This window comes from Hyphomicrobiales bacterium, assembly GCA_017642935.1.
Taxonomy (GTDB): Bacteria; Pseudomonadota; Alphaproteobacteria; order Rhizobiales; family MH13; genus MH13.
In genome coordinates this window covers 1,116,485-1,140,545 of record JAEPOK010000002.1, presented here as the reverse complement: position 1 = coordinate 1,140,545, position 24,061 = coordinate 1,116,485, and the positions used below count along the sequence as shown (strand labels likewise).

The following is a 24,061-nucleotide window of genomic DNA, read 5'->3' as shown; positions in this document are numbered from 1 at the left end:
CGCTTTAAGCCACCTCGTCGACGATGAGTTGGGCGATCTGGTTGGTAAACCCGGCATCGGAATAGAAGGTGTAGATGGTTTCAGAGCCGCTGGTGTTGCTCTGCATGAACTCACCGCCACCGGCCACACCGGTGACATCATCACCGACTGCGTTGACATTGATCCGCAGCACATTGTTGCCATCGGTCATCTGTTGAACCTGCGAGCCTTCCAGGCTGAGTGTCTCGTTGATGCCGGCATTGCTGAAATCAATCACTTCAACGTTGCTGACCACGCTTACGAGTTGGCTTTCGGTCAGGCTGCCGGAATTGGCGTCAAACGAGACCGTGTCGGTATCAGCCCCACCATCAATGGAGTCAGCGTTCAAGTTCACCATCTGGTCGGCATCGACCAGGAACGTGTCGTTGCCCGAACCGCCTGCATAATTGTCGTCATCACCATCATCGCGCAGGATCAGCGTGTCGTTGCCTGCCCCGCCATCGACCGTATCGACGCCAAAGTCGCCATCGATGGTGTCGTCACCCGCACTACCAGTGATGGTATCGCCGTTGTTGCTACCCTCCACCATATCGACACCAATGAGGGTGACATTGGTGAGGTCCCAGTTCATTGCACTGGATGACGTCGAACCGATCGTTTCGCCGCTGGCCAAAACGCCATTGATGACCTCAATGCCCGACGTGTCGTTGAACGTGTGCTGCAGATAGTAGTCGCCATTGCCGCCATTCAAGATCATCGTGTCAGAGCCGGTGGTGCCTGAATCGGTGATGTCTTTTTCGTTGGATATTCCGGTTCCATCGAAGTAGATCGTGTCGCTGCCCTCGCCGCCATCGACCGTGTCAGACCCAGAGCCGGTGTAGATGATATCATCGCCGGCATCGCCATCCAGCGTGTCGTCGCCACCGCCACCGCTCAACGTGTCGTTGCCGCCGCCACCGCTGAACGTATGCGTGAACGATCCTGAGCCGCCGGTCAGGACATTGTCGTTACCATCGCCGATCACAGTGCCGCCATCGGTCAGGATCTCAACGTTCTCGATGTTGGCAATCGTGCCGCGCGGATTGCCCTGATAGGTGATCTCGCCGGTGGTGAGGTCCCAAATGCGCGGGTTCGGAGCTGTTCCGCCGGTATAGCGGAACGTGTCTGTGCCTGCTCCCCCATCGAACACCGGCAGGTAAGACGATCCAGTGTCCCAGGAGTTGATCAAGATGTCATCACCAGTACCGGCATAGATCTGCGAGCTGTCATTGGAGCTCATATCGATCGTGTCGGCGCCGGCGCCGGTGAACACCACGTCGCTACCATCAACCGTGATGATGGAATCATCGCCGCTCGTGCCGATGATGGTTTCGGACGCCGCCGTGCCGCTGGTGACAAAACTCGACACATCGAAATCGACGCCGTTGAAACGCAGCGTCTCAACATTGGTGAGCGTGTCCGTACCTTCATCGCCATTGCCGGTGACCGTATCGACCACCGTAATCGTGCCGCCGGACGCATCGACCGAATACTCACCAACGGCCTGCGCATAGACGGCGACGTCGGTGTCCGCGCCGCCATCGATAACGTCATTACCGCCGCCGCCGGTGATCGTATCATTGCCACCAAGACCATTGAACGTGTCGTCATTGGCCGAGCCGGTCATGGTGTCCGGGCCGGACGTGCCAGTGATGGAAACCGCGCCAGTGGCAAGGTTAAGCCGCACATCGTCGAACTGAACGAACTCGACATTTTCCAGCCGGTCCGTGCCCTCATCACCACCTGCGGTCACATCGTCTTGAACCGTGTACACGCCGCCGCCCAAATCGGTGATGGTGTAGTCGGCGCGATTGCCGGCATAAACCGCCGTGTCGCTGCCAGTACCGCCATCAATCAGATCGTCGGAGCCACCGCCTTCGATCGCATCGTCGCCATTGGCACCAAACATCACGTCAGCGCCGGACCCGCCGGTCAGCGTGTCGTTGCCAGCATTGCCTGTTGTAAGTGTGTGGACCGTGCCCCCAAGATCGAGTTCCTCGACATTGGACAGCGTGTCCGAACCTTCGCCCGTGGCCGACGCATCAAGAGTGACGGTGGCACCATCGGCGGACGCAGAGGCACTTATCTGGCTGGCGGTTGCGGTGTAGATCGCGCGGTCAGTGCCGGTTCCGCCGTCGATCGTGTCGTTGCCCGACCCGCCAGTGATGGTGTCGTTGTTTGCACCGCCATCAATATCGTCAGCACCGCCTAGGCCAACCAGAGTATCGCCGCCGGCTCCGCCATCCAAGCTGTTGGCCGCGCCAGACCCGGTGAGGTTGTCGGCCTGCGCGGTGCCGATTGCGCTTTCAAAACCTGTGATCGTGTCGCCATTGGCATCGCCCACGCCGCTGACCGTGCTCGCGCCCAGATCGATGGTCACCGCGCTGCCGTCACCGGCATAGGAGACCGTGTCGTTGTTGCCAGCACCGCCGTCCAGCGTGTCGGCACCTGCACCGCCTTGCAGCGTGTCATCATCGGCGCCACCCAAAAGCGTATCAGCTTGCGCGGAGCCGGTCAGCGTGTCGTTGCCGGCATTGCCTTCAAGACGCACCGCAGTCGAGGACGCATCGATCACATCACCATGGGAGGAGCCAAGCACGGTTTCGATATTGGTCAGCGTGTCACCGGCCGCATCGCCGCCGCTCCCCGTGCCCGACCCGACCGTAATGTTGATCCCAGCACTCGAGCTCACATAGCTCGCGGTGTCGGTGCCCGACCCGCCGTCCAGATCGTCGCCACCCGATCCACCGACCAGGACATCATCATTGTCACCCCCGAACAGATTATCGGCGCCACCGCCACCGGTCAGCGTGTCATCGCCAAGACCACCGGTCAGAACGTTGGCACTGCCGTCGCCGGTCAACGTATCGCCTTGGCTCGACCCGATAATGTTCTCAACGCTGTTATAGGTATCGCCAGCAGCTTCGCCAGTGTTGCCACCTGAACTTGAAAGGTTCGCGGTCACACCACTTGCCGCATTAGCATAGGTAACAGTATCGGTACCGCCGCCACCGACGAGAAAATCGCCGCCGAGACCACCATCGAGCGTGTCATCGCCATTGCCACCGGACAGCATGTTGGCACCGGCATCCCCGCGCAGCGTGTCTGCAAAGGACGAGCCGATCAGGTTTTCAATGCCCGAATAGGTATCGCCCAGCGCATCGCCAGTGTTGTTGGCCGAATTGGAGAGATCAGCGGTCAATCCAGCCGACCCAGCATAGCTTGCCACGTCGGTACCGCTGCCCCCGATGAGCGTATCGGCATCGGCACCACCGGTCAGCGTGTCATCGCCGGCTCCACCATCAAGCGTGTCGGTCCCAGCATCGCCGCTCAGCTGATCATTGCCACCTTCACCCAGGAAGACATTGGCATTCGTATCACCGATGAAGTAATCATCGTCGCCCGACCCTTCATAGCGCTCGATGTTGGTGTAAGTATCGCCAGCCGCCTCACCGGTGTTGGCCGCAGGATTGACCAAGCTGACGAGGCTCGCCGAAGTGAACCGCACGGTGTCCGTGCCGGCCCCACCATCGATGGTGTCGCCGTCGGCACCACCATAGATGATGTCGTCATTGTCACCACCATCGATGACGTCGGCGCCAGCGCCGCCGTAAAGCGTGTCGGCGCCCAACCCGCCATCGATCGTGTCACCGCCACCTTCGCCGCGAATGATGTTGGCAGCGCCATCACCGGTCAGATCATCACCACTGTTGCTGCCGGTAAGGTTCTCAATCGAAACGTAGGTGTCGCCAGCAGCCTCGCCGACGGTCCCGCCCGTGGTGAGGTTCACGGTCACGGCTCCACCGGCATTGAGGTAGGTCACCGTGTCGGTGTCAGCGCCGCCATCGAAGGAATCAGCACCGGCACCACCATCAAGAACATCATCGCCAGCGCCGCCGCTCAGCGTGTCGACATCATCGCCGCCAAACAGCGTATCGGCACCGGCACCCCCATCAAGCGCGTTGCGGCCAGTATCACCGGTCAACGTGTCATCGAAATCCGACCCGGTCAGGTTTTCAATGCTTGTATAGGTATCGCCAACGGCATCGCCCTGTGTCCCGGTGCCTGTCGCAAGGCTGGCCGTCACCGCACTCGTCGCTGATGCAAAGGTCACCGTGTCGGTATCAGCGCCGCCATCGAGGGTATCGCCGCCCGAACCACCATCGAGCACATCGTCATTATTACCGCCCAGAAGCGTATCCACACCCTCGTCACCGATCAGGGTGTCATTGCCGCCATCGCCCTCAAGGCGATCATCGCCGGCATAGCCTTGCAAGATGTCATTATCCGCCTCGCCTTCCAGAACGTTGGCGTCCAAATTGCCACTTATCGTATCGGCATGGTTGGACCCGCGAACGTTTTCAACCGAGTTGAGCAGATCGCCTGTCGCATCACCGCCAGTCGCCGTGCCGTTTTGCAAATCGATCGTTACCGCGCTGGAGGAGAGCTGGTAGATAATGGTGTCACTACCATCACCACCCAGGAAGGTGTCGCCACCGGCAAAGCCATCAAAGCTGTCATCGCCGTCGCCGCCTTCAAACGTCTCCGCGCCAACTGTGCCGGTCACCATGTCGTCGCCGGTTCCACCAAGAACGCGCTCAATGGAGCTGAAGGTATCGCCTTGCGCCTGATCGCCGCTGCCCGTGTTGGCGGTCAGGTTGATTGTGATGGCGGCGGAGCCGGTGTAGTCCACAGTATCGGTGCCCGAGCCGCCGATGTTTTGATCGCTACCCGCCGAGCCAACGAACCGGTCGTCGTTGTTTTCACCACGCAACACATCGTCGCCATCACCGCCGTCAATGACGTCTGATCCACTGCCGCCATAGACGCTGTCATTGCCCGCCTCGCCATAGATCGTGTCGTTGGAGTTCTCACCACGCAGCGTGTCAGCCCCGTCACCACCCCACAGGGTATCGGCGCCGTTGCCACCGTACATGTCGTCATTGCCGCCAAGACCATAGAGCACATCATTGCCGCCAAGGCCTTGAAGATCATTGGCATTGTCATCGCCGGTCAGCGTGTCGGCATGGTTCAGCGACCCGCGGATCGATTCAATGTCGATCAGCGTGTCGCCTTCGGCATACCCGCCACTGTGCACACCGGTCGACAGGTTCACGGTCACAGCGGAGGTTGAATAGTAATAGTCCGCGGTGTCGCCGAGAAACGCTGAGTTGTTGCGGTAGTTGCCACTGTTTGACCCACCATCCAGTGTATCGGCACCATCACCACCACGCAGGAGATCATCGCCCGCGCCGCCTTCCAAAACATCGTCGCCGCTGGCGCCGGTGGTCCACCCACCAATCAAATTGTCGTCGCCCGCATCGCCCCTTAGCGTGTCATTGCCCCCATTGCCGCGGGCGGTGTCGTCGCCGCTGCCAAGTTCAATGACATTCTCGCCAGCATCCCCATCAATAATGTCGTCCCATTGGGTGCCGATGGCATTTTCAATGCTGGTGTAAGTGTCTCCATTGGCATCGCCATCGGTGCCGCTACCGGAGTCCAGCGACAACACGACCCGCGCTGTCGCGCTATCGAAGACGATCGTGTCGGTGCCATCACCACCATCAATCGCATCTGCGCCGCCACGACCTTCGATCGTATCGTCACCAGCAAGACCCCATAGGGCATGGCCACCATCGGTGCCTCGGATGGTATCGTTGTGCGCCGAGCCTTCAGCGCGCTCAACGGAGGTGTAGGTGTCACCGTCGGCGTGGCCGCCCGAACCGGTCCCGGCTTCCAGGTCCACCGTCACCGCCGCATCGGAATCGGTGTAGTAGATTGTGTCCGTGCTTGCGCCGCCATCATGATGGTCATTGCCGACATCGCTGTAGAAGCTGTCGACGCCATCGCCACCAAGCATGGTGTCATTGCCGAGGCCTCCATACAGAGCATCGTTTGATGCGCGGCCTTCCAGCGTGTTGTCGTTATCGTCCCCGGTCAGTGTATCGGAGTAGCTGGAGCCAATGACGTTTTCGACGCTGTCGAACGTGTCGCCTGCGGCGAACGAACCGCTGGCCGTGTTGGTCGCCAGATTGATCGTGACAGCGGCCTCGGCATCCAGATAGACGGCCGTGTCCGTGCCATCGCCGCCTTCCAAACGGTCGGCGCCATCGCCACCGCGCAGTTCATCATCGCCCGTGCCGCCACGCAGCGTGTCGTCTCCGACCAGCCCTTGCAGGACGTCGTCCAGCGCACCGCCTTCCAGCGTGTTGGCGGCTGCGTTGCCGATCAGCGTGTCATTGAAGTCGGTGCCGACAATGCGCTCCACATCCTGGAACGTGTCGCCTTCTGCCAGCCCACCCGTGGCCGACCCGATGTCCAGATTGACCGAAATGCCGGTGACCGTTTGGGCAGAGTAGTCGGCCGTGTCGAAACCGGTACCACCCCACATTTCGTCGGCGCCGAGTGAACCGAGCAGCGTGTCATCGCCGCCATGACCGTCCAGCCGGTTGGCATTGTCATCGCCCGTCAGGCTGTCAGAAAGGTTCGATCCGCGGACCCGCTCAATAGACGTGTAGACATCGCCGACCGCATCGGCACCCACATGGACACCGGTGCCCATATCGATCGTGACGGCTGTCGTGGAGAACGAATAGTCCGCCGTGTCATTGCCATCGCCGCCGACAAGCTGGTCAGCCCCGCCATTGCCGATCAGGACATCATCAGCATCACCGCCAGTCAGAACATTGACCGCGTCATCGCCTTCAATCGTGTCGGCAAAGGTCGAGCCAATGATGTTCTCAATCGTTGAGAACGTGTCGCCGAGCGCGTGTCCGCCAGAGCCGATCCCTTGCGACAGATCGATCTGAACGGCGTTGTTGGAGGCGGTGTAGTCGGCGGTATCGATGCCATCGCCGCCGATCAGGCTATCACCACCATCGCCACCGATCAGCGTATCGTCACCGGCATTGCCTTCCAGCGTGTTTTGACCGGTGTCGCCGGTCAGGCTGTCATTGTTAGCCGAGCCTAGCAGACGTTCGATGGAGTCGAACGTGTCGCCTTCAGCCTCGCCGCCGGTCCCCGTGTTGTTTGCAAGATCGATCGTCACCGCGGCCGAGTTGCGGTAATCGGCCGTATCGAAACCGGCACCGCCAACCAATTGGTCGGCGCCGCCAAGACCTTCGAGAACGTCATCGCCGCTGGATCCGTCGAGACGGTTGGCACCCCCATCGCCATCGATGGTGTCGTTGCCAGTCGAGCCGATAACGTTCTCAATACCGCTGAACGTGTCGCCATCCGCTTCGCCGCCGGTACCACTGTTCGTGGTCAACGAAACCGTCACCGAAACCGAGCTGTCATCATAGGCAATCGTGTCATTGCCCGCGCCGCCGGTCAGCACATCACCCAGCGCGCCACCATAGAGCAGATCATCATTGTCACCGCCGAGCAGCGTGTCGGCACCGCCGCCACCGCGCAGCGTGTCATTGCCGCCTTGGCCCTCAAGCGTGTTGGCAAAGGTATCGCCAGTCAGGGTATCAGCCTGCGTCAGCGAGCCGAGAACACGCTCGATCGAAATCAAGGTGTCGCCTGCCGCATCGCCGTCAGCGCCGGTGCCCGGATCGAGCGTGACCGTGACGCCGGCAGCACTGCCCGAGTAGTCGGCGGTGTCGAAACCGGCACCTCCGTCTAACGTGTCCGCGCCGCCAAGACCGATCAGCGTGTCATCATTGGCGCCGCCGCGCAGAATGTTGGCATTGGCATCGCCATTGAGAGCGTCGGCGAAGGTTGAGCCGATCACCTCTTCGATAGACGTCAGCGTGTCACCGGCTGCATGCCCGCCAGCATTGTTGGCATTGTTGGCAAGGTCGATGGTGATGCCGGCATCGGAGTTGGTGTAATCGGCTATATCATTGCCGGTGCCGCCATCCAGCGCATCGCCGCCAGCACCGCCTTCGAGGCGATCATCGCCGATGCCACCTTGTAGATCATTGACACCATCCGACCCAGTGATCGTGTCGGAACGGTCTGACCCGATGACGTTTTCGATTGCGATGAGCGAGTCTCCCTGCGCATCGCCACCTGAGCCCGAGCCGCTGCCAAGATCGACGGTAACGGCTGCCAAAGAATTGGCATAGGTGACCGTGTCTGTCCCCGTTCCACCGTCGAGCGTATCGCCACCAGCGCCGCCGTCCAGAACGTCATCGAGCCCGCCGCCGCGCAGTTCGTTGACATTGGCATCGCCGGTCAGAACATCGTTGTGGCCAGACCCAGTGATCCGCTCGATCTGGCTGAGCGTGTCGCCCTCAGCATACCCACCAAGGCCAGTGCCAAGGGCAAGATTGACCGTCACGCCAGCGTCGGAGGCCGTGTACTGGGCGGTGTCCTCGCCTCCGCCACCGATCAGAGTGTCAGCGCCGACCCAGCCATCGAGCGTGTCATTGCCATCGCCGCCATCTAAGATGTTGGCATTGTTGTCGCCGAACAGCGTGTCACCTTGCACCGACCCGGTGAGGTTTTGGATGTTGGTAAAGGTATCGCCCGCCGCATCGCCCGATGAGCCGATGCCGGTGAACAGGCTTGCTGAAACAGCCGACGAGGCGGTCGCATAACTGGCGGTGTCGTTGCCGGTGCCGCCATCCAGATCATCCGATCCCGCGCCACCGATTAGAATATCATCGCCAGCATCGCCATTGAGCGTGTCGTCACCGCCAAGGCCAAGCAGCGTGTCGGCTTCCGCGCCACCATCCAGCTGATTGACCTGCGAGGATCCCGTGAGCGTATCGGCAAAATCGGTGCCGATCAGATTCTCAATGCTGGTCAGCGTGTCGCCCGTCGCTTCGCCGCCAGCCGTGTCACCGGTATCAAGATTGACCTGCACCGCCTGGCCGGAGGAATCGTAGGTGACCGTGTCCGACCCGGTTCCGCCATCAAGCGAGTCGGCACCCGCCGAGCTCACGATCGTGTCGTTGCCACCTTCGCCAAATAGGCTTTCCGCGTCCGCACCGCCGGTCAGTGTGTCACCAAGGCCCGAGCCACGCACGGTCTCAATGCTGACCAGCGTGTCACCTTCAGCGTCACCGCCAGTGCCGGAGTTACTCGCCAAGCTGACTTGAACCGCTGCATCAGAGTTGCGATAATCGGCGGTATCAATCCCGTCGCCGCCATCCAGCGAATCCGCGCCCAGAGCGCCATCGAGCGTGTCATTGCCAAGGCCGCCTTCCAACACGTTGACAGCATCATCACCGGTCAGCGTGTCGCCCGCGTTGGAACCGACGATGTTCTCAATCTCGGTCAGCGTGTCGCCTTGCGCGTCACCGCCACCAGCGGTCCCGCCCTCAAGGTCAACACTCACGCCTTGCACCGAGCTTGAGTAGTCAGCCGTATCGATCCCGTCGCCGCCGGTCAGCGCATCGGCGCCGCCGCGACCTTCGAGAACATCGTTCTGCGCGCCACCAACCAGAATATTGTCTTGAGCGTTGCCGCGCAGCGTGTCGGCCTGCGCCGAGCCGACGATCCGCTCCACATTGATCAGCGTGTCGCCTTCGGCATCCCCGCCCGTCGCCGTGCCCACCTGCAGGTCGATCTGGACCGCTGTCGATCCACTATAGTCGGCGGTATCGAGGCCGGCGCCGCCGTCCAAACGGTCGGCACCGCCCAGTCCGATCAAGGTGTCGTTGGCGCCACCACCGGAAAGCTCGTTGGCGGTTGCATCGCCAGTCAGCGTGTCATCGCTGTTCGAGCCCACCACGTTTTGAATGTTGGTGAGCGTATCGCCTTCCGCATCCCCACCGGTGTTGACGCCGCCAATGGTGACATCCACGCCAGCCGCCGAACCTGTGTAAACGGCTGTGTTGGTGCCAGTGCCCCCGTCAAGCGTGTCGGCGCCAGCGCCGCCTTCCAAAGTGTCGTCATCGGCGCCGCCTTGCAGCGTGTCGTCGCTATCACCGCCAGACAGCACATCATCGCCTGTTCCACCGGCCAGCACATTGACGCCCGCCGAACCGGTCAGAGTATCGCCAAGCGTCGAACCGGTGACATTTTCGATGCTTGTCAGCGTGTCCGCTGTCGCGTGACCGCCACTGGCATCGCCATTGGAAAGATCGATCGTCACGGCAGCATCCGATGCCGTGTAATCGACTGTGTCGGTGCCGGTTCCGCCGACCAGATCATCGCCACCAGCAAGCCCGATAAGCGTGTCGTCGCCGCCACCGCCTACAAGCCTGTTGGCACCGGCATCGCCAGTTAAACTGTCAGCTTGGCCTGAACCGGTGAGGTTCTCGATACTAGCGTAGGTGTCGCCTTGCGCATCGCCATCTTGGCCGGTCGCGCCAAGCGCGACGGTGACCCCGGCAGCGGAGTCGCTGTAGTCGGCGGTGTCCAGGCCATCGCCGCCGATCAATTCATCGGCTCCGCCAAGACCGGACAGCGTATCGTTGCTACCACCGCCCTCTAGTCGGTTCGCCCCAGCTTCACCAATCAGCGTGTCGGCCTGGTTGGAACCGATGACGTTTTCAATGTCCAGATAGCTGTCGCCTTGCGCGTCACCATTGCTGCCAAGGCCCTGGTCGAGATCAACGGTTACGCCGACCGATGAGTCAGCATAGGTGATCGTATCGGTGCCATCGCCGCCATCAAGCAGATCAGAACCACCCAGGCCGGCAAGTGTGTCATCGCCACCTGCACCGCGCAGCACATTGTTCTCAACGTCGCCGGTCAGCGTGTCATTGTTGGCCGTGCCGATCACACGCTCGATAGAGGAGAAGGTGTCCCCATCCGCGTCGCCGCCGGAGGCGCTGTTGGCACCTAGATCAACCGTGACGGCGGCCGATCCGGTGTAATCGATCGTGTCTTCGCCAGCACCACCGATCAGTTGGTCACCACCACCGCGACCGACGAGAACGTCGTTGCTGTCGCCACCGTCCAACCGGTTGGCATTGGCATCCCCGGACAGCGTATCGGCCCGCGTCGAACCGGTGACGTTTTCTATGCCAGTGTAGGTGTCGCCTTGCGCGTCACCGTTGGCCCCAGGACCACTGGCAAGGTCAACCGTGACCCCATCGCCCGACAGAGAATAGGACGCGGTATCGCTGCCATCGCCGCCAATCAATTGGTCGGCGCCAGCACCGCCTTCCAGAACATCATCACCAGCTTCACCGCGCAGCGTATCCGCACCAGCCATGCCGAAAAGCGTGTCGTTTTCTGCGCCGCCGAGCAATTCCTCACCAGCCGTTCCGCCGGTGATTGTGTCTGCGTGGTCGGAGCCTACCACCCGCTCAATCGAGGTGAAGGTGTCGCCATCGGCGATATCGCCAGACGCGCTGTTTGTGGTCAGGTTGACCGTCACTGCCGAGGCAGCGCCGGCATAGGTCACAGTGTCGGTGCCACCGCCACCATTGAGCACATCGGCGCCCGCACCACCGTCGAGCGTATCATCGTCACCTTCACCAAAAAGCTGGTCAGCACCTCCACCGCCAGAGAGCTGGTCATTGCCTAGTGCACCGCTCAGCACATTGGCGTTGCCATCACCGCCCAAGACATCGGCAAGGTTGGATCCTTCAATGTTCTCCACCTCGGTGATGATGTCACCTTCAGCGTGCCCACCGGCACCCGCCCCCCCGCCAAGCGTCACCGTCACACCGGCATTCGATTGCGTGTAGCGAACGGTATCCAGGCCATCGCCACCGATTAGCGTGTCACCGCCAGCACGGCCATCGAGGATGTCATCGCCCGCGCCACCATCAAAAAGGTTGGCCGCGGCGCTGCCGATGAGTGTATCGGCATGGTTCGAACCAAGAATGCGTTCGATGGAATCAAAGGTATCGCCTGTTGCATCGCCGCCGGTGCCGGTGCCGACCGTCAGATTGACTTCAACACCGGAGGTGGACAGCGTGTAGCTGGCCGTGTCATCGCCGGTGCCGCCGAACAGCGCATCCGCGCCGCCGGCCCCGATCAACGTGTCGTCATCCGCACCGCCAGTCAGTTGGTTGGCACCTTCTGACCCGATCAGCGTGTCGGCATGATCGGAGCCGATCACCCGTTCAAAACCGGTGACCGTATCGCCATCGGCATGACCGCCGGAAGCCGCACCGGTGGCAAGGTTCACCGTGACTGCAGCATCCGACAGTGCGTAAGACACTGTATCGACGCCATCACCGCCAAGCAGCGTGTCACCACCGCCAGCGCCTTCGATCGTGTCGTCGCCACCACGTCCGCTGATCTCATTGGCGCTCGCATCACCGATGAGAGTGTCGGCTTCCGCCGTTCCAATGATGTTTTCAATCGATGTGTAGGTGTCGCCGTCGGCGTCGCCAGCCGTGCCAGTGCCCGCTGTCAGGCTGAGCGCGATCGCCGAGGTGCTCGTGGTAAAGTCCAGCGTGTCAATGCCGTCACCGCCATCGATCGCATCGCCGTCAGCGCCACCGACCAAGGTGTCGTCGCCAAGGCCGCCATTAAGGGAGTCTGCGCCGCCAAGCCCCGACAGCGTGTCGTTGCCGGCACCGCCGGTGAGCGTGTTGTCGAGATTGTTGCCGGTCAGAAGGTCGTTGTGAGTTGAACCGATAACGCCTTCGATACCGCTGAGAACGTCGCCGCCAGCGTGTCCGCCCGATGCGGTCGATGTTAGCAGATTGATGCTGACGGCCGTGTCGGACCCATCATAGCTAACCGTGTCGAAACCATCACCGCCGGTGAGCGTGTCAGCACCAGCCAGACCACGCAGCGTGTCATTGCCAACACCGCCAAGGAGCACATTGTCAGCGGCATCACCGGTCAGCACGTCATCCTGGTCACTGCCCGTAACGTTCTCAATGCCGGTGAACGTGTCGCCCGTGGCGTCGCCGCCGCTGGCCGTATTGGCATCCAAATCGATGGTCACACCGACAAGGCTGCCGCCATAATCAACCGTATCGATACCATCGCCACCCGACAGGCTGTCGCCGAGCGCACCACCTTGCAGCGTGTCATCGCCTGATCCGCCGATCAGCGTGTCGACACCGCCGCCACCAAAGAGCTGGTCATTGTTGGCGCCACCATCAAGCACATTGGCGTTGCCATCCCCGGTCAGGCTATCGGCGTTCGATGACCCGGTGAGGTTTTCAATGCTGGTGAACGTATCGCCACCGGCATCGCCGCCACTGGTCGCGCCGGTTCCAAGATTGACCGTCACACCGCTGGACGAGGAGGCGTAGCTGGCCGTGTCGATCCCGCCGCCGCCATCAAGCGTATCGCCCGCACCACCGCCTTCCAGCGTGTCGTTCAGCGCGCCACCCGACAGAGCGTTGATGCCCAACGTGCCAACCAGCACATCGTCGTGATCAGAGCCGGTGAGGTTCTCGATGCTGTCGAACGTGTCGCCAACCGCATGGCCGCCGCTCACATCGCCAGTCGCCAAGTTGACGGAGACACCCGCATCGGAGTTGACATAGGACGCGGTGTCCGTACCACCGTCGCCGCGCAGCGTATCGGATCCCGCACCGCCTTCCAGGACATCACCGCCCGACCCACCTTCCAGACGATCATCGCCCGCCGCACCATCAAGGGTGTCGTTTTCCAGACCACCGAGCAGCGTGTTGGCGCCTGCATCACCGGTCAGCGTGTCGGCGAAATCTGAACCGATCAGGTTCTCAATGTTGGTGAGCGTATCGCCTTCCGCGACATCGCCCAGACCAGCGCCGGTCGTCAGGCTGACATCAACGGCCGCACCGGCATCGTCATAGCTGGCGGTATCAACCCCATCGCCACCATCAAGATCGTCAGCACCACCGCCGCCTTCCAGCGTGTCGATGCCATCGCCACCTTCCAGCGTGTCATCACCCAAACCGCCTTGAAGCAAATCAGTGCCGCCGAGGCCGCGCAGAACGTTGGCGCCGTTGGAGCCGATCAACGTATCGTTTTGTGCCGACCCATCGACATTCTCGATATCGACCAGCGTGTCGCCTTGAGCGTCGCCGCCGGAGCCTTGGCCGGTGCCAAGATTGACTTCGACCGAAGCCGAGGAGTTCAGATAGGACGCCGTGTCACCGGTGCCATCGCCACCATTGAGCAGATCATTGCCCTGCCCGCCTTCCAGCGTGTCATCGCCCGCTTCGCCGAACAATTGATCATCGCCGCCAAGGCCGCGCACAGTGTCATCGCCAAGCCCGGCATTGATCGTGTTGTCGGCGCCATCGCCAGTCAGGGTGTCGCCATTGGCCGACCCGATCAGGTTTTCAATGCTGTCGAACGTGTCGCCTTCTGCATCGCCGCCGACACCGGGACCGCCCGAAAGATCGACCGTTACCGCATTGGTGGAATTGCTGTAGTCAGCAGCATCCTCGCCAGTGCCGCCCTGAAGCGTGTCTGCACCACCAGCCCCTTCCAGAACATCATCACCGCCAGCACCGAAGAGAACATTGCTGCCGCCATCACCGGTCAGCGTATCGATCTGCCCTGAGCCGGTCACGTTCTCAATGCTGGAGTAGCTATCCCCGGCGGCATCGCCGCCGAGACCCGTGCCTGTCCCAAGATCAACATCAACGCCGGTGTCTGATCCGGTGTAGTCGGCGGTATCCAGGCCATCGCCACCTTGCAGATCATCGGCCCCAGCGCCGCCCTGAACGGTGTCGTCACCGTCGCCGCCTTCCAGCGTGTCGTCGCCGTCGCGCCCAACCAAAATGTCCGCACCTGCTGCACCAACCAGCCGGTTGGCCTGCACATCGCCACGCAGCGTGTCATCCCCAACCGTGCCGGTGACATTTTCAATGTCATCCAGGCTGTCGCCATCGGCATCGCCGCCAGAAGCGGACCCGGCAGCAAGATCGACAACCACGGCTGTTGATCCGGTGTAATCGGCGGTGTCGGATCCCAGGCCACCTTGCAAGCTGTCGGCCCCGGCGCCCCCGCGCAAAACGTCGGCGCCATTGTCACCGATCAGCGTATCGACACCATCGCCGCCCGACAGCGTGTCGGCGCCAAGACCGCCTTCCAACTGGTTGCCACCCGCATCGCCGCTCAACGTATCGTTGCCGTCGGATCCGATGAGGTTTTCGATGTCGCTCAGCGTGTCGCCTTGCGCATGACCATCGGCACCCGTACCGGCGTCAAGGTCCACCGTCACGCCGGTCGACGTTCCGGCGTAGCTGGCCGTATCGACACCATCGCCGCCCTGAAGGGTGTCGCCATCGGCACCGCCGAGCAGCGTGTCATCGCCAAGACCCCCAACCAGCGTATCGGCACCGACGCCGCCGCGCAGATCATCGTTCGACCCACCACCGGTCAGCACATTGTCGGCAATATCCCCGATCAGCGTGTCGCCAGCCGCCGAACCGATGACATTCTCAATCGAGTTGAATGTGTCGCCCTGCGCGTCGCCACCAATGCCGAACCCGCCATCAAGATCGACGGTCACGCCACCCAAGGAACCTGAATAGTCGGCGGTGTCGGTGCCGGTACCGCCACGCAACGCGTCAGAGCCATCGCCACCAATGAGCGTGTCATCGCCAGCATCCCCGTCGAGACGATCATCGCCATCCAGGCCGGTCAGCGTGTCGGCTTCATCACCGCCGCTCAGTTCGTTGGCGTCATTGTTGCCTTGCAACGTGTCGGCGAAGGCCGAACCGCGCAGATCCTCAATGGAGGTCAGAACGTCGCTTTCAGCATGGCCGCCGGTCGCCGTGCCATTGAGCAAGTCCACGTTAACCGCAGCATCGGAGCCGCTATAGTCGGCGGTGTCGTCCCCGAGCCCGCCATCAAGCGTGTCGGCCCCGGCGCCACCGGTCAGCTGGTCATCGGCGTCGCCGCCAAGCAATGTGTCGGTGCCAAGGCCGCCGATCAAAGTGTCAGCACCGCCGCGGCCTTCCAGCGTGTTGTCAGCATCATCGCCGGTCAGCGTGTCGCCGAAGAAAGTGCCGATCACCCGCTCAATCGAGGTCAGCGTGTCGCCCGCAGCATCCGCGCCCGAACCAGTGCCGGCCGCCAAGTCGATCGACACGGCGCCTAGCGCGGTGGCGTAGCTGGCGGTGTCAAAGCCATCGCCACCAATAAGACTATCGGCGCCAATTCCGCCGGTGAGGACATCATCGCCCAATGCGCCATCAAGGACATTGGCGAACTCATCGCCAGTCAGCGTATCGGCTTGGTCCGAGCCGATCAGATTTTCAATGTTGAAGAATGTGTCGCCGACAGCGTCCCCGCCACTGACGAACCCATTGCCCAAATTCACGGTCACCGCGGTCGAGCCGGCATAGGAGGCGGTGTCCAATCCGGCATCACCGCGCAACTCATCGGCACCGGCGCCGCCGATCAGAACATCGTCGCCAGCTTGACCGTAAAGAACGTCATTGCCAGCCAGGCCCGACAGCGCGTCCGTCTCCAATCCACCTTCGAAGATATTGGCATTCGCATCGCCGATCATTGTGTCGGCAAATGTGGTGCCGGCGATGATCTCAATGCTGGAAAGCACGTCGCCTTCTGCGTGGCCGCCAGTGGTCGTGCCTGAGGTGAGGTTGATCGAGATTGCCGCGTTGGACGCGGAGTAATCGGCGCGATCTTCGCCATCGCCGCCGATCAACTGGTCGGCGCCCGCCAAACCGGCCAGTGTGTCGTTTCCAGCACCGCCAGTCAGGTCATTGTCAGCCGCATCGCCGGTCAAAGTGTCCGCCTGCGCGGAACCGACAACATTCTCAATATCGGTCAGCTGATCACCGTCGGCGGAGCCGCCACTGCCGGTGCCGGTGGAAAGGTTGACTGTGACGCCGGAGAGTGAATCGGAATAGAGCGCGGTGTCTTCGCCATCACCGCCAAACAGGAAGTCAGCGTTACCGCCGCCGGTCAGCTGATCATCCCCCAAACCGCCATCCAGCCGGTTGGTCTCGCCATCACCGATCAAGATATCGGCAAAGCCGGAGCCGGTGACTTCTTCAATGGAGTTCAGACTGTCGCCATCAGCATGGCCACCTGAGTAAAGCTCATCCTCAAGGTTGATCGTGACGGCGGCGTTCGAGTTCTCATAGGTCACACGGTCGGTGCCAAAGCCACCGATCAACGTGTCGGCGCCAAGTCCGCCTTCCAGCGTGTCATCATCAAGACCGCCATCGAGACGATCGGCGCCGTCACCGCCGCGTAGAATGTCGTCACCGGCGCCACCGGCGAAATCATTGTCCAGCGCATTGCCGATGATCGTGTCAGCAAAGCCAGATCCGAGAATGCGTTCAATGTCGATGAAGGTATCGCCATCCGCATCCCCGCCCGTCCCGCTGCCGACTGCAAGGTCAATCTGAACTGACGCTGATGAAACGGTGTAATCGGCGGTGTCGAAGCCCGTACCACCATCCAAGGTGTCGGCACCGACGCCCCCGAACAGATTGTCGTCGCCTGCACCGCCCTCCAACGTATCATCGCCATCGCGACCGTAGAGCTGGTCGGCATCAAGCCCGCCTTGCAGAAGATTAGCGTCAGCCGTTCCGGACAGATTGTCGGCATAGATCGAGCCGATGGCGCGCTCGATCGAGCTTAACGTGTCGCCTTGCGCGTGACCGCCCGATGCGGTGCCGCTGGCAAGATCGACCGTCACCCCGGAGCCCGACGAGGAGTAATCCACGGTGTCCTCGCCAAGACCGCCATAGATCCCGTCGCCGCCATCGCCGCCGATCAAACGATCATCGCCGCCTTCGCCAAACAGCGCGTCGACGCCATCCCCACCATCAAGAACGTCGCCGCCATCGCCGCCGCGCAGAGCGTTGCCGGTCGCATCGCCGGTGAGCGTGTCGGCATGGATCGATCCGGTGAGGTTTTCGATGCCGGCAAGCACGTCGCCATCAGCATGGCCGCCCGTGGCTGACCCGGCCAAGAGCGAGACAGTGACTGCCGCATCGGAATCCGCATAGCTGACCGTATCAGACCCGGCGCCGCCGGTGAGCGAGTCACCGCCATCACCGCCAACCAACGTGTCGTTACCGACGCCGCCATCGAAGACATTGACGAATTCATCACCAATCAGAAGGTCAGCAAAGCCCGAGCCTTCAACGATCTCGATGTCGGAGTAGCTGTCGCCATCGGCGTGCCCGCCCGAGCCGGTGCCGGTCTCAAGGTTGACCGTCACGGCACCAGAGGAATTCAGATAAGACAGCGTATCGGTACCATCGCCGCCTTCCATCGTGTCGCTGCCCGCGCCACCTTCCAGCGTGTCATCGCCAGCGCCACCCTGCAGCACATCGGCGCCGCCAAGCCCGATCAACGTGTCGTTGTCATCGCCGCCGACCAACCGGTTGGCCTGGCCGCTGCCGGTCAGCGTGTCGGCATAATCACCGCCGGTGATGTTCTCAATGCTCGAAAACGTATCGCCAGCGGCAATATCTCCGCTCGCCGAAGGCGCCGACAAATCAACGGTTACAGCACCCGTGGCATCGGTGTAGGAAGCCGTGTCGATGCCATCGCCACCGACCAAGCTGTCGGCACCTGCACCACCGGACAAGGTGTCGTCGCCGTCGCCGCCTTCCAGCGTGTCAGCCCCCAGGCCGCCAGCAAGCGCATCATCACCGGCCAAGCCCGACAGAACATTTGCGCTGTCGTCGCCGGTCAATGTGTCGGCAAAGCCGGAACCTGAAATGTTTTCAATGCCCGAAAAGCTGTCGCCATCGGCATCGCTGCCCGCGGCGGTGTTGTTCTCCAGATCGATCGTGACGCCAGCACCAGCGGTGGAATAATCGATCGTGTCGGTACCATCACCGCCCGTTAGTGTGTCACCGCCAGCTCCGCCGATAAGCGTATCGTTTTCACCGCCACCCAGCAGCTGATCGTCGCCATCACCGCCTTCCAGCAGGTCTTGTCCAAGCCCGCCTTCCAGCGTGTTGGCAGCCGCATCACCGTAAAGCCGATCATCATGGTTTGAACCGATCACCCGCTCGATGTCGGTGTAGCTGTCGCCTTGTGCGTCGCCGTCCGAGCCAAGCCCGGTATCCAAATGCACCGTGACCCCAACGCTCGACCCGGCGTAATTGGCGGTGTCGAACCCATCGCCGCCATCCAGCGTGTCCCCACCGGCGCCGCCTGTCAGAAGATCATCACCTGCCAGACCACGCAGCACATTGGCCTGCCCATCACCGGTCAGCGTATCGCCAAGCGCTGACCCGGTAACGTTTTCAATGGACGAAAGGGTATCGCCATCGGCATGTCCGCCTGAAGCCGATGGCACCTGCAAATCGACAACGACTGCATCGTTGGAATTGGTATAGTCTGCGGTGTCCTGGCCAGTGCCACCGATCAGCGCATCTGATCCAAGACCGCCCTCCAGAACATCATCGCCGCCCTCACCGCGCAGCGTGTCGTTGCCGCCGGCACCACGCAAAATATCGCTGGAGCCACCGCCCCAAAACGCATTGTTGTCTCCGCTACCGATGAGCGTATCGGATTGCGAGGAGCCGATCAGGTCTTCAATAGCCGTCAGCGTATCGCCGTCGGCATCACCGCCGACCCCGGTTCCCGTCACACTGGTAAGGTCGATCTGAACGCCGGAGACGGACGCTGAATAATCCGCAACGTCAACGCCGGAGCCGCCATCCAGCGCGTCAGCCCCGCCAGCCCCGATCAGCGTGTCGTTGAGCGCACCGCCAAACAGCTGGTTCGTGCCAGAGGTGCCAGTCAGTGTGTCGCTGAAGCCTGATCCAATGACATTTTCAACGTCAAACAGCTGGTCGCCTTCAGCATGCCCGCCAAGTCCGGTGCCAAGTTGCAGATTGACCGTGACCGCCCCGGTCGAAAGCCCGTAATCGGCTGTGTCGAGACCGCCTTCGCCACGCAGTTCGTCGCCACCGCCGCGCCCATCGAGCACATCATCACCGACGCCACCGGTCAGCACATTGGCGCTGTCGGTTCCCGTCAGATCATCATTGTGGGCCGAACCGATAACGTTCTCAAAATTCGCGATTGTGTCGCCATCGGCATGGCCACCAGAGGCCGTGTCGGCATCCAAATCCACCGTGACGGCGGCGTTCGACCCTGAATAATCCAAAGTATCGAGGCCGGCGCCGCCATCCATATTGTCGCCGCCTTCGCCACCGACGATGCGATCATTCGCGCCATCACCACGCAAGGTGTCCGCACCCGCGCGCCCTTCAATGACATCATTGCCACCACCGCCCGAAAGCACATCATCATTGGCTGAACCGCGCAGCGTGTCCGCGAGCCCCGAGCCGACAACTTCCTCGATGGAGAAGAGCTGATCCCCTTGCGCATCGCCGCCTTGGCCGATGCCCGATTGCAGGTCGATCGTGACGCCGGTGCCCGATCCGGCATAGGTGGCGATGTCATAATCATCGCCGCCATCCATTATGTCTTCGTTGGCGCCACCTTCCAGCGTGTCATCGCCTGCACCACCGCGCAGCGTGTCCTGACCATCGCGTCCGACCAACGTGTCGTTGCCCGCACCACCTTCAAGCAAGTTGGCTGAGCTGTTGCCGGTGAGACTGTCGCCTTCAGCCGACCCAAGCAGGTTTTCAATGCTGCTCAGCGTGTCGCCATCAGCATCACCGCCTGAGGCCGTGCCAGCCTGCAGATCGATGGCAACTGCAAAGGTCGACCCGGTGTAACTCGCCGTATCCAGGCCATCGCCACCAGCCAGAGCATCCGACCCCGCGCCGCCTTCCAGAACGTCGTTGCCGCTGCCACCCCGAAGATCATCATCCGCATCGCCACCAGACAGCGTGTCAACACCATCGCCACCATCGAAGCGGTTGGTCTGGCCATCCCCGGTGATCGTGTCGTCATAGGCCGAGCCAATGATACGCTCAATCGACACAAGCGTATCGCCATCGGCGTGCCCACCGCTGCTTGTTCCTGCATCCAGGTCGATCGTGATCGCGTCGGACGAGGAGGTGTAGTCGGCCGTATCCAGCCCAATGCCGCCATCAAGCGTGTCACCGCCACCGCGCCCGACAAGCACATCATCTCCCGCCGCGCCGGACAGCGTGTTGACCGAGGCATCGCCGGTCAGCGTGTCGGATTGCGCCGAGCCGGTCAGGTTTTCAATGCTGGAAAGCGTGTCGCCGTCCGCATCGCCGCCGGTTCCAAAACCCGATTGCAGGTCAACAGAAACACCAGCCGTCGAGCCTGTGTAAGCTGCCGTGTCGGTGCCATCGCCACCTACCAGCGTGTCTGAACCGCCTCGGCCAAGCAGCGTATCATCACCCGCCCCGCCATCCAGCCGGTTGACGAACTCATCGCCCGATAAGGTATCGCCTTGACCGGAACCGGTAAGATTCTCGATGTCGATCAATGAGTCGCTAGCCGCATCGCCAGACGTGTTGCCGCCGAGGGCCAGATCAACGTTCACGCCGACGGTTGAGCTTTCATAGGTCGCCACATCGGTGCCATCGCCGCCATCAAGCGTGTCGCCAGCGCCACGCCCTTCCAGCGTGTCGTCGCCCTCACCGCCGCGCAGAGTGTTGGCTTGATCGTCACCACGCAGAATGTCGTTGCGACCGGTGCCAGTGACGTTCTCAACGTTTAAGATCGTGTCGCCCTGCGCGTCACCGTTCTCGCCGGTTTCCGCCTCAAGATCGACGCGCACGGCCTGGAACGACTCGGCGTAATCGACGGTGTCGACGTCATCGCCGCCATCCAAACGATCAGCACCGCCACGACCAATCAGAACATCGTTTCCCGCGCCGCCAGCCAAATCATTGTCATTGGCATCACCGGCGAGCCTGTCATTGTGCGAGGAGCCGATCAGCTGTTCGATGCCGGTCAGCGTATCGCCTTCGGCATCACCGCCAGTTGATGTTCCAGCGGCCAGATCGATATCGACTGCCGTCGCCGAGGACGCATAGGTGGCTGCGTCATAGCCCTCGCCACCGTCGATCACATCGCCAGCCGCGCCGCCATCCAATGTATCGTTCCCGGCGCCGCCGCGCAGCGTATCGGCCGAGGCGCCAGCGATCAGATCATCATCGTCATCGCCTCCTTCAAGCGTGTCGATGCCAGCACCACCGGTCAGCGTGTCATTGCCGCCAAGGCCTTCCAGAATGCCATTGTCATCATCGTTCAGCGTCAGCGTGTCATCGAACGCCGTGCCGGCCACACCTTCGATGCTGGAAAACGTGTCGCCATCGGCATCGCCGCCGGTGCCAGTGTTGGTGACGAGCGACACCACCACGCCCGAGCCAGCCTCGCTGTAAGAGGCGATGTCGCGGCCGTCACCGCCTTGCAGGGTGTCGCCTCCAGCACCGCCTTCCAACCGATCATCGCCATCACCACCGCTTAGCATGTCGGCCGCACCACCGCCGAACAGGCGATCCGACCCGTCGCGACCCTGTAAAACGTTGGTGCTGGCATCACCGCGCAGCGTGTCATCGAAGGCTGAACCGCCAACATCTTCAATGTTCGCATAGCTGTCGCCAAGCGCATCGCCGGCAGTGCCCGAACCAGTGGAAAGGTCAACGCCAACACCGCTGGCGGCATTTTCAAATTCCAGACGGTCGGTTCCGCCCAACCCGTCAAGCGTGTCGGCGCCAGCGCCACCTTCCAAAACGTTGGCGCCGCCGTCACCTGTCAACGTATCGTCATGGGCTGACCCCGTGAGGTTTTCGAACCCAGTGATCGTGTCGTTCTTGGCATAGCCGCCTGACGCGCTGTTTGTGCTCAGATTCACATCAACGCCAATGTGCGAATAGGCATAGGACAGCGTGTCTATTCCTGCCCCACCGGTCAGGCTGTCAGAGCCCGCACCGGCATAGACCAGATCGTCGCCATCGCCAGCCTCGATGATGTTGCCCGTCGGATCGGCCCAGAGCACTTGGACCATGTCGAGCGTGAGTGGGTTTTCGTAGAACGCGTCATCTGCGCTGTCGACGTCCCGCACGCCGGTGTAAACGGTGCCCGCGACGGTGCTCGTTCCTGTCGGCGTTTCGGTGACAAAATCGATCGTGAAAGAGTTACGACTGTAGAAGTCTTCTGCGCCGACTGCGTCTCCCTCATCCGGCAGGGAGTAGGCGAGTTCGAGCCGCATCTCGTTTGGCTCGGCGTCTTCATCCAGATCCATCACATAGACGCCGTCCTCAAGAACGGCGTTGGTGACCGAATAGCCGAGCGGCACGCTTATCCGTGCTGCCAGCGCCAGGTAATCGTCCTCCGGCATCTCGATATCGATGTCGAGGACACGCACAAAGGTGCCCGCCGCGAAGATATCGGGGTCTTCGGCGTAGATGACGTCATTGCCCGACGATCCGGTCAGCGTTTCCACACCGGCCTGCACGGAATAGGCCGGATCGGTATCGGCCGGAACGGCCGCGCCCATACCGCGAATTTCCAGCCCACCCGATGGCAACACCGAAACGGTTGGCGTGACCAGCGACAAAAGCTCGATAATCAAATCCGCCTGGGGAACGTTGGCTTCGTTGTTGCTGGTATTGGTGTTGGTTTCGACTTCCTCTTGCTGTTGCGGCGTTCCAGGGGTCGTCAACGGCGCCGTCGTGTCGAACTCGGCCACGCCATCAAGCGTTGAGGTATTGATGTTGTCGTCCTCGGCGGTCGACGCCGCCGCACCCTGTTGCTGAACGGGCGTGTTGGTGGCCGTCGGTGTCGCCTGGGCTTGAGCCTGCGCTTGATCTTGGGCCTCGTCCTGCGCCTCGGACTCACTCTCCGATTCATTGGAATCGATCGATGTGATCTGAAGGGCGGGCACGTCTTCGACCAGGCGGACATCTTCGATCAGCGCCATAAACCCTTGAGGATCAAGGGACATTTCTGGGAAATGCACCGCTGGCGGATTGGGGCTGACCACCGACATGGCAAAGCCCGGCAGGATGATCCGCGAGCCGTCGGGGAAAAGCATCAAGACATCGACGTCGAGAATAACGATCTGCGCATCTTCAACATTGAAGGCGAACTCAATGTCGGAGGCGCGTTGGGTATCGACAACCTCAACCTCGCCAGCCTCAGGTTTGTTGACGACAATCCGGCCAGCACCATCAGCGACTTGAACAACCGCTGCCTCGCCTTCACCGGCTTCGTCGTCGTCTTCGTTACCTGGTAACCCGGGAACCTGAGCTTGCGCGACCTCGATAGCCTCGTCGGCAGCCGACGGATCGAGCTCCTCAACGGCTATGTCATTGGTCTCATCATCATTGGTCAT

1 protein-coding gene is annotated in these 24,061 nt (G+C 61.6%); it reads right to left on the bottom strand.

All coding sequences use genetic code 11. The features are described from left to right. Nucleotides 1–4: 4 nt before the first annotated feature. Complete coding sequence (locus tag JJ917_14835) at nucleotides 5–24,061, bottom strand: hypothetical protein (protein MBO6700101.1); 24,057 nt, start codon at nucleotides 24,059–24,061, stop codon at nucleotides 5–7.